The sequence below is a fragment of the Microbacterium sp. AG157 genome (assembly GCF_003385695.1).
Taxonomy (GTDB): Bacteria; Actinomycetota; Actinomycetes; order Actinomycetales; family Microbacteriaceae; genus Microbacterium; species Microbacterium testaceum.
This window is the reverse complement of the sequence record NZ_QRDK01000002.1, coordinates 769,906-778,189: the sequence shown is the minus strand read 5'-3', so window position 1 is coordinate 778,189 and position 8,284 is coordinate 769,906. Positions and strand designations below refer to the sequence as shown.

Below are 8,284 nucleotides of genomic sequence, written 5' to 3'. Positions count from 1 at the left end.
CTTTGGCGGCTTCGGACTGGATGCCGCACTGCATGGAGATGTAGAACTCATCCCCGGCGACGCCCTGCACGAACGCGATCTTGTACCCGCCGTCGGCTCCGCCCGACGCGCCGCCCGAGGCCGAGCCGCCGGAGCAGCCCGCGAGGGTCAGGGTCGCCGCGACACCGAAGACCGTCAGGGCGGTCGCCTTGCTGTTCCACTTCATTGTGTTCACCGTTCTTTGTTCGGGTTGGTAGGGGGTTGGGGAAAGGGACGCCGCCGCGGCTCAGCCGCGCCGGCCTCCGCTGACGAACTTGCGCCAGAGGCCTTGAGAGTTGCCGCGGGTCGCGGCCGTGCGACGCACCTGGTCGACGTAGACCGCTGCGATCAGGACGGCGCCCACCGCGACCTGCTGCCAGAAGGGCTGCACGCCGGTGATGACGAAGCCGTTCTGCAGCACCGCGGGGATGAACAGGCCGACGACGGTGCCCATGATCGTGCCGACGCCGCCGAAGAGCGACGTTCCGCCGATGACGACGGCGGCGATCACGTTGAGGTTGGTCTGCGACTGACCCGCGATTGCGGTGGTCGAGAACTGTGAGAGCGACAGGATGCCGCCGAGCCCGGCCAGGGCGCCGGAGATCGTGTAGATCTTGATCAACTGCGCGTCGACCTTCACGCCGACCCGGCGGGCGGCGATCTCACTCGATCCCACCGCCAGCGTGTAGAGACCGAAGCGCGTGAAGTGCAGCACGACCGCGCCGATCAGGACGACGACCAGGGCGATGACGCTGATGATCGGGACGGACCCGAAGACGTTGCCGTACCCGATGGAGACCGTGAGGACGGTGGGCACGTCGCGGATGTCGACGCCGCCGGTGAGGATCTGCGCGAGGCCCAGGGCCATGCCGAGCGAGCCGAGCGTGACGATGAGCGGCGGGATCTTCGCCTTCGCGATGAGGAAGCCGTTGAACAGGCCCCAGCACACACCGCTGAGCACGGCGACGATGATTCCGACGGTCGCGACGCCCCAGCCCTCTCCGCCCATCGCCCGCATGGCGAGCGCCGAGACGACGCCGGAGAACACCAGCACCGAGCCGACGGAGAGGTCGATACCCGCGGTGATGATGACGTAGGTCATGCCCACCGCGAGGACGGCGAGGATCGAGGCGTTCTGGATGATGAGGCGGAAGTTCGACCACTGCGCGAAAGAGTCCGGCGCGATGATGCTGAACACGATGATGATCGCCAGCAGCACCAGGAGGATCTGGAACGCCTGGGTCCGCAGGGCCGCGACGACGGGGTTCGTCTTCTTGTTGTCATCGAACGTGCCGATGGCGACGGTCTCGGTCGGGGGAGTCTTGACGCTCACTTCTGGTCGTCCTTCGTGACGGCGCCGGTCATGAGCCCGACGAGTTCTTCCATGGAGGTGTTCTTCGCATCGACGTTCGCGACGCGGGTGCCCAGGCGCAGCACCTGGATGCGGTCCGAGACGTCGATGACGTGCGGCATCGAGTGGGAGATGAAGACGACGGCGATGCCCTTGTCGCGGACGCGTCGGATGGTCTCGAGGACGTTCTTGGTCTGCCGCACACCGAGGGCCGCGGTCGGTTCATCGAGGAACACCACGCGAGACGCCCAGTGCACCGCGCGGGCGATGGCGATCGCCTGGCGCTGACCGCCCGACATCTCGCCGACGGGCGAGGTGAGGGAACGCACCGTGGCGCCGAGCTCGTCGAACGCCGCGCGGGAGGCCTTCGCCATGTCCTTGGTCTTCATGAAGCCCAGGGCCCCCGCCACGCCGGGGCGGCGGATCTCGCGGCCGAGATACATGTTCTGCACCGGGTCGAGGTGGGGGGCGAGAGCGAGGTCCTGGTAGACCGTCTCGATGCCGAGGCTCGAGGCGATCTGCGGGTTCGACATGTCGATGGGCTTGCCGTCGAAGAGGATCTCGCCCTCGTCGACCGCGAGGTTGCCCGACAGGGCCTTCACCAGGGTCGATTTGCCGGCGCCGTTGTCGCCGATGAGAGCGGTGACCTCACCGGGGTAGACCTCGAAGTCCACGTTGTTGAGGGCGCGGACGGATCCGAACTGACGCGACAGGCCGCGCGCCTGCAGCACGGGCACGGTCGTGGTGGTGCTCATGAGGAAGCTCCTTCGTGGAGACCGATGGGGGCATCGGAGACGGTCACGATCAGGTCGGCGCGGTGGCGTCCGCGTTCGACGACGAGCGCGTTGCGCTCATCGACCTCGCGGACCCAGGCGACGGCCTCGTCGTGGGGGTGGTCGTGGGAGAGACGGCGGGCGATGAGTCGCTCGCGGCGGGCGTGCGCCTCGATGTCGAGGAACCACACCTCGTCGAGGCGGGGAGCCACGGCATCCCACCCGAACTCGTCGTGCAGGAGGTAGTTACCCTCGGTGACGACGAGCGGGACGTCGGCGGGGACGAGGACCGCGGAGCCGATCGACTCCTCCAGCCCGCGGTCGAAGCGCGGGGCGTACACGGTGTGACCGGCCCGGATGCGATCGAGCAGCGACACGTAGCCGTCGACGTCGAAGGTGTCGGGTGCGCCCTTGCGGTCGCGCCGGCCGAGGCGGAGGAGCTCCTCGTTCGCGAGGTGGAAGCCGTCCATGCCGACGAGGACGGCATCGTCGCCCAGGGCGGCCAGGAGGGCGTCGCTCACGGTGGACTTGCCCGCGCCGGGGGTTCCGCACAGCCCGAGCACACGACGCTCGCCGGTCGCGACCAGCTGCCGCGCACGCTCGACGAGGTCGACGAGGTGCACGGTAGCTGCGGTGGTCGGCGCGGCGTTCTCCGAGGTGGGGGTCACGGCGGTGTGGTCCTTCCGGGGACGCCGCACGTCGGGTGTGCTGCGTCGATGAAGCGGTTCCGGCGAGCGAGTCGTCGGTCGAACTCCGGTTACGGTAAGCCCACCGTGACACCGGTGTCAACACCCGTGATCAATTCGTCATGACACCGAAGTCATCCGCGTGATTCTGTGGTTATCATGGGCCGCGACGACACCGACGTCGTCCCCGCCACCAGGACCCGCGAAAGAGCCCTCCCATGACCGCACTCACCGACCGCACCATCCTCGTCACCGGAGCCGGCGGCGGCATCGGCGGAGCGACCGTCCGCCACCTCGTCGCCGCCGGGGCGACCGTCCTCGCCGCCGGTCGCGACGCGGAAAGCGTCGCCGCGATCTCCGCGGAGACCGGAGCCGAGCCCGTCGTCTTCGACCTCGAGTCCGAGGAGCAGATCCGCACCGCGATCGAGGGCCGCGACCTCTACGGCGTCGTCAACTGCGGCGGATGGGGCGGTGAGATCGCGACCCCGATGGACACCGACATCGACGTCTTCGACAAGGTCATGAGCATCAACGCCCGCGGCTCGCTGCTGGTCACCAAGTACGCCTCACGCGAGATGATCCGCGTCGGCAAGGGCGGCGCGATCGTCAACGTCTCGAGCCAGGCCAGCTTGGTCGCTCTCACCGGTCACATCTCGTACGGCTCGTCGAAGGCGGCGCTCGACAACATCACGCGCGTCTCGGCCCTCGAGCTCGGCGGCTACGGCATCCGCGTGAACAGCGTGAATCCGACGGTCGTGATGACGCCGATGTCGGCCTGGTACTGGGGCCGCCCCGACATCGAGGGCCCCTTCCTCGAGGCCATGCCGCTGCACAAGTGGGCGACCGAGGACGACATCGCCGCCCCCATCGTCTTCCTGCTCAGCGACGCCGCCGGCATGATCTCGGGCGTCTCGCTCCCCATCGACGGCGGCTACTCCAGCCGCTGATCCCGGATGCCGCGGAGGCGGCGCCGCGGTGGGCGGCGCCGCTTTCGCGGTTCGGGGCGGGCGCGTCGCGCACCCTCGGGGATTCGCGCGAGCTCAGTCGGGTTTCGGGCCTCGGGGGTGACTTTGTGCGGGGCGCTGAGCGTGCGCGGGCCCGTCCCGAGCTACAAGCCCAGCGTCCGCCGCACGTAGTCGTTGCGGAAGACACCGCGCGGGTCGATCTCTCGCGCCACGCCGAGGAAGTCGTCCGAGCGGGGGAGGGTCGACAGGATCCGCTCGCCGGGCATGGTGAAGGCCTTGCCCCAGTGCGGGCGGGCGTCGAAGGGGGCGAGCGCCTGCTCGATCGCGGGGAGCACCGCCAGGACGCCGTCGGTGTCGTTGCGCCACGTGAAGTGGATGACCATGACATCGCGCCGGTACGCCGGGCTCAGCCACAGGTCGTCGGCTGCGACCGTGCGCAGCTCGGTCACGAGCAGCTGATCGTCGAACGTCGAGGCGAGGGCTCGCACGGCTGCCAGGGCCTCGCGCGCCGAGGCGAGGGGCACGAAGTACTCGCTCTGGATCTCGTCGCCGTCGCTCGGCAGGGCGTCGGCACGGAAGTGCGGAAGGCGCGTGTGCCACGGGCCGGGCGTGCCGCGCGGGGTGGTGTTGTCGACCGTGCGGATGCGGCCGAGGTGGATGTCGTCGCCGACGGCTCGGCCGCCGAGCTCCTCGACCCACGACGGTGCGCCGTCGTCGCTCTTCGCCCACACGAGGTCGTGCTCGGGATCGCCCCAGGTCGTGAAGACGCTCACGCTGCGCGAGCCGCCGAACACCCCCTCGATGTCTCCGACGATGTCTTCCCAGGCGACGCCGGTGTAGGCCTGCTGCGTGACCTCGTACGTGGGTTCGGTCTGCAGCTCGACGGCGGTGACGACGCCGAGGGCGCCGAGGCCGAGGGCGGCCGCGCCGAACCACTCGTGCGTGTGATCGATACGGTGTGTGCGGCCGTCGGCATCCATGATCTCGACGGCGCGGAGGGCGCTCGAGAGGTTTCCGTTGCGCACGCCCGAGCCGTGGGTACCGGTGGCGGTGGCCCCCACGATCGAGATGTGGGGGAGCGAGCCGAGGTTGTGCAGCGCCCGCCCCTCGGCCTCGAGGACCGGGGCGAGTTCGGCGAAGGTGACGAGACCCTCGACGCGCACGCGGTCGCCGTCGATCTCGATGCGCACGGGCAGACGCTCGAGCGACACGAGCGCGGCCTCGGAATCGGCGATGTCGTTGAACGTGTGGCGGGTCGCCTGCACGCGGAGGGAGTGCGAGGAGGCCACGACCTCGGCGAGTTCGCCGAGGTCGGCGGGCAGCAGCACCTCGGTGGCGCGGTAGCGGTGATTGCCCGACCAGGTGGCTCCGGCGGAACGTGTCTCGATCATGGGGTCTCCTGCGGGGTCGGGGCGGACGCCTCCATCCTGCCCCGCCCCACCGACATGCGGGTCGCGCCGGACCGACCGCGGGCTACGGGAGGAGATGCTGCGGAAGGAGGGCGCAGGGGTGCGAGACGTCCTCCGCTGCGCGGATCCCCTCCGCCCACCGTCCGATTCCGGGAGCTAGCGTGTCGGGAACAGTGCCGCCTCGAACACGGCCTCGGCCGCCCCGACGAGGAGTCGGTCTTCACCGAGCTCCGCGACGGCCAGGCGCAGGCCCTCGGCGCACGCGGGGATCGTCTGCGCCCGAACCGCCCGGTCGAGGCCCGGGAGGTCGAGCTCGGCGAGCGCGGCGAGGAAGCCGCCGAGCACGATCACGGCGGGGTTCATGACGTTCGCGGCGTTCGCGAGCGCCGTGGCGAGGATGCGCCGCTGCCGGTCCGTCTCCGCGCGCACCGCGGCGTCGCTACTGTCCGCGAGGGCCGCGGCGAGGGCGGTGTCGTCGCGGGCCTCGCGCCCCACCGCCGCCAGGAGCAACGACCGACTCACCTCGTCTTCGAGCACCCCGTCGACGGCTCGACGGTCGGACGGATCCGCGATGCCCGGGCGGTTCTGGCCGAACTCGCCGGCGTAGCCGCCCGCTCCGCCCAGCGGGATCCCGCCCACGATGACCGCGCCGCCGATACCGCTCGCGCCGCCGTTGAGGTAGACGACATCGCGCGCCCCGCGCGCGGCCCCGAAGAGGTGCTCCGCGACGGCGCCCAGGGCTGCGTCGTTGGCGACGTGGGTCGCCAGGCCCGTGGCATCCGTCATCAGACGCGCCAGCGGGGCGTCGGTCCACCCGAGGTGCGGCGCGTCGCGCACGAGCCCGTCGGTCGCCCGCACGGGGCCCGGCACCGCGACGCCCACACCGATCAGACGCGCCTGGGCGAGAACACCGCCGCGCCATCGATCGAGATGGATGCCGACGAGCTCGGCCGTGCGCTCGGGCGTGAGCAGCGACGGCTGATCGAGGCGTTCGCGCGCGACGATCGCCCCGTCGAGAGCGACGGCTCCGATATCGAGGGCGTCGACCTCGGGGTTCACCGCCACCGCGACAACCCGGGGATCGGGCTCCACGATCGGGGAGGGGCGGCCGACACGCCCCAGCGCCTCGGACGCGCGCTCGCGCACGAGTCCCGCGCGGTGCAGCTCCCCGACGAGGTCGGCGATCGTGGAACGGTTCAGTCCCGTCGCCTCGGTCAGTGCCGCGCGGGAGCGTGGTCCGTCGCGGTGCACGGTGCGCAGCACGAGCGACAGGTTGGCGCGGCGCATGCCGTCGCCCCGACTGCCCGCGGTGACCATCCGACCACTGTGCCACGCGCCGAGCCGCGCCGTCGCGGCGTCCGGTGCGAGGCGACCCGTGTGGCGCGGCCCGACCGGGTCGTCTCTCTCGCATAAACGCGATCCACGCGCGGAAACGCGTGCACAGCGCGTTTATGCGTGCGAATCGCGTTTATGCATCGGTGATCGACCTGTTCATTCCCACCCCGGGCAGAGCGGGCGGTGCCAGGATCGGAGCATGGACCTCTCCGGCATCCCGATCACGACCATCCGCGGCGAACAGACGACCTTCGGCGCGCTGACCGACGGCAAAGCCGCCCTCGTGGTGAACGTGGCCTCGCGCTGCGGCCTCGCGGGGCAGTACGAAACCCTCGAGGCGCTTCACAAGAAGTACGGCGACCGCGGCTTCACGGTCATCGGCTTCCCCAGCAACCAGTTCCTGCAGGAACTCAGCGACGAGGACAAGATCGCCGAGTACTGCTCCGCCACGTGGGGTGTCACGTTCCCGATGTCGGAGAAGGTGAAGATCAACGGGCGCAACGCCCACCCGCTCTACAAGGAGCTGACCACGACCCCGGATGCCGAGGGCAAGGCCGGTCGGATCTCGTGGAACTTCGAGAAGTTCGTCGTCGCCCCCGACGGCCGGATCACGCGCTTCAGCCCGCGTACGCAGCCCGACGCCCCCGAGGTGGTCGCCGCGATCGAGGACGCGCTGCCGCGCTGACGCCCCGGCTCCGGTTCCGCAAGCGCCGGCGATGTCGGCGGCCTGCCCTATCCTGACCGGGATCCGACCCGCGAAGGAGTCCCCGTGGCAGATGCCGTCGTCCTCGTCTCCGGTGGTGCCGCCGTCACGCCGTACACCGAGCCCGAACGCGCCGCGGCGACCGGTCTGGCCGCGGGCAACACTCTCACCGCGCTTCGCGCGCACGTCGTCTCGGCGGGCGTGCCGGTCTTCACAGCGCCCGCCCGCATGGGGGTGGGCACGGTCGAACGCGATGCCGGGTGGCAGGGCTTCGACGACGTACCCCTCGTGCTGCCCGCCGAGATGACGGTCAACGCGGTCGGGGCGGTCGACGATGCCGGTGTCGCGCTCGCCGCGTTCGTCCGCTGGCTGGGCGCCGAGCACGGGTTCGAGAGCGTCGACCTCGTCGGTCACTCGATGGGCGGTCTGTTCTCGCGGGCGGCGATCCGCGAGTTGCGCCCCGACGGGCCGCGGGTCGAGAGACTGGTGACGCTCGGAACGCCGTGGGACGGGGCGGTCCTCGGCGACGCCGTCGCGGGAGACATCACCGAAGCCGATGCCCACGGCGACCCGGCGACGACGACCATTCTCGCGCAGGCGCTCGCCTACGCTGCGGCCCACTCTCAAGGGGCGGCCGAGCAGGTGTCGCGTCGGTTCCTGCGGACCTGGAATGAGAAGCAGGCGGGTGTGCTCGACGGCATCCCCGTCACCGCGATCGGCGCGGGGCACTTCGCGGCCGCGAGCGAGCCCGCGCAGCTCTGGCCGCACGACGGGTTGGTCTCGCTGCGAAGCGGCCGGGCCGACGACGTCCCCCTCGAGGTGGTGCCCGTCATCGACCGGCATTCGTTCCCCGACCACGTCCACAGCATCTTCTTCGCCGACGGGTTCGGGCTGCCCTGGGAGCGCGCGCTGACGTGGGATCCCGCGGTGTTCTCCGTCGTGGACTCGGCCCTGGGAATCTGAGCCGAGCGCTGGACGCCACGGCATCCGGGATATATGTTGTGAGCACCAACAAACCCGCTGCGCGCCACCGCGTGCTCGTGC

Annotated in this window: 8 protein-coding genes and 1 pseudogene; 3 read left to right on the top strand and 6 right to left on the bottom strand. The window is 70.6% G+C overall.

Annotated elements, in window-relative coordinates:
- From DEU35_RS09540 to DEU35_RS09525, 4 genes and pseudogenes are all read right to left on the bottom strand, one after another.
- Positions 1 to 205: pseudogene (locus DEU35_RS09540) on the bottom strand (hypothetical protein); the annotation flags it as partial.
- A gap of 60 nt (positions 206 to 265) precedes the next feature.
- Positions 266 to 1,351 carry an ABC transporter permease gene (locus DEU35_RS09535; protein WP_103205785.1) on the bottom strand — a complete coding sequence of 362 codons (1,086 nt, stop codon included), beginning with the start codon at positions 1,349 to 1,351 and terminating at the stop codon, positions 266 to 268.
- Positions 1,348 to 2,124 carry an ATP-binding cassette domain-containing protein gene (locus DEU35_RS09530; RefSeq protein WP_103205786.1) on the bottom strand — a complete coding sequence of 259 codons (777 nt, stop codon included), beginning with the start codon at positions 2,122 to 2,124 and terminating at the stop codon, positions 1,348 to 1,350. The genes DEU35_RS09535 and DEU35_RS09530 overlap by 4 nt, the downstream gene beginning before the upstream one ends.
- Positions 2,121 to 2,810, bottom strand: a complete 690-nt coding sequence (locus DEU35_RS09525) for a nucleoside/nucleotide kinase family protein (protein ID WP_258873461.1) — start codon at positions 2,808 to 2,810, stop codon at positions 2,121 to 2,123. Before DEU35_RS09525 ends, DEU35_RS09530 begins: the two co-directional genes overlap by 4 nt.
- Positions 2,811 to 3,046: 236 nt before the next feature.
- Here DEU35_RS09525 and DEU35_RS09520 point away from each other — a divergent pair, with 236 nt between their 5' ends.
- Positions 3,047 to 3,775 carry an SDR family oxidoreductase gene (locus DEU35_RS09520; RefSeq protein ID WP_103205787.1) on the top strand — a complete coding sequence of 243 codons (729 nt, stop codon included), beginning with the start codon at positions 3,047 to 3,049 and terminating at the stop codon, positions 3,773 to 3,775.
- A 161-nt stretch (positions 3,776 to 3,936) separates the two neighbouring features.
- On the opposite strand, the gene DEU35_RS09515 is transcribed toward DEU35_RS09520, so the two are convergent.
- Together DEU35_RS09515 and DEU35_RS09510 are read right to left on the bottom strand one after the other, a co-directional pair.
- The gene (locus DEU35_RS09515; protein ID WP_103205788.1) at positions 3,937 to 5,184 is read right to left on the bottom strand and encodes a D-arabinono-1,4-lactone oxidase; all 1,248 of its coding nucleotides are present in this window, start codon (positions 5,182 to 5,184) and stop codon (positions 3,937 to 3,939) included.
- 174 nt (positions 5,185 to 5,358) lie between these two features.
- A complete protein-coding gene (locus tag DEU35_RS09510; protein ID WP_116239334.1) occupies positions 5,359 to 6,519 on the bottom strand; it encodes an ROK family transcriptional regulator in 1,161 nt (386 codons plus the stop codon).
- Between the two features lie 217 nt (positions 6,520 to 6,736).
- Here DEU35_RS09510 and DEU35_RS09505 point away from each other — a divergent pair, with 217 nt between their 5' ends.
- The gene (locus DEU35_RS09505; protein WP_103205790.1) at positions 6,737 to 7,222 is read left to right on the top strand and encodes a glutathione peroxidase; all 486 of its coding nucleotides are present in this window, start codon (positions 6,737 to 6,739) and stop codon (positions 7,220 to 7,222) included.
- 84 nt (positions 7,223 to 7,306) lie between these two features.
- Positions 7,307 to 8,203 carry a triacylglycerol lipase gene (locus DEU35_RS09500; protein WP_103205791.1) on the top strand — a complete coding sequence of 299 codons (897 nt, stop codon included), beginning with the start codon at positions 7,307 to 7,309 and terminating at the stop codon, positions 8,201 to 8,203.
- Positions 8,204 to 8,284: the final 81 nt, after the last annotated feature.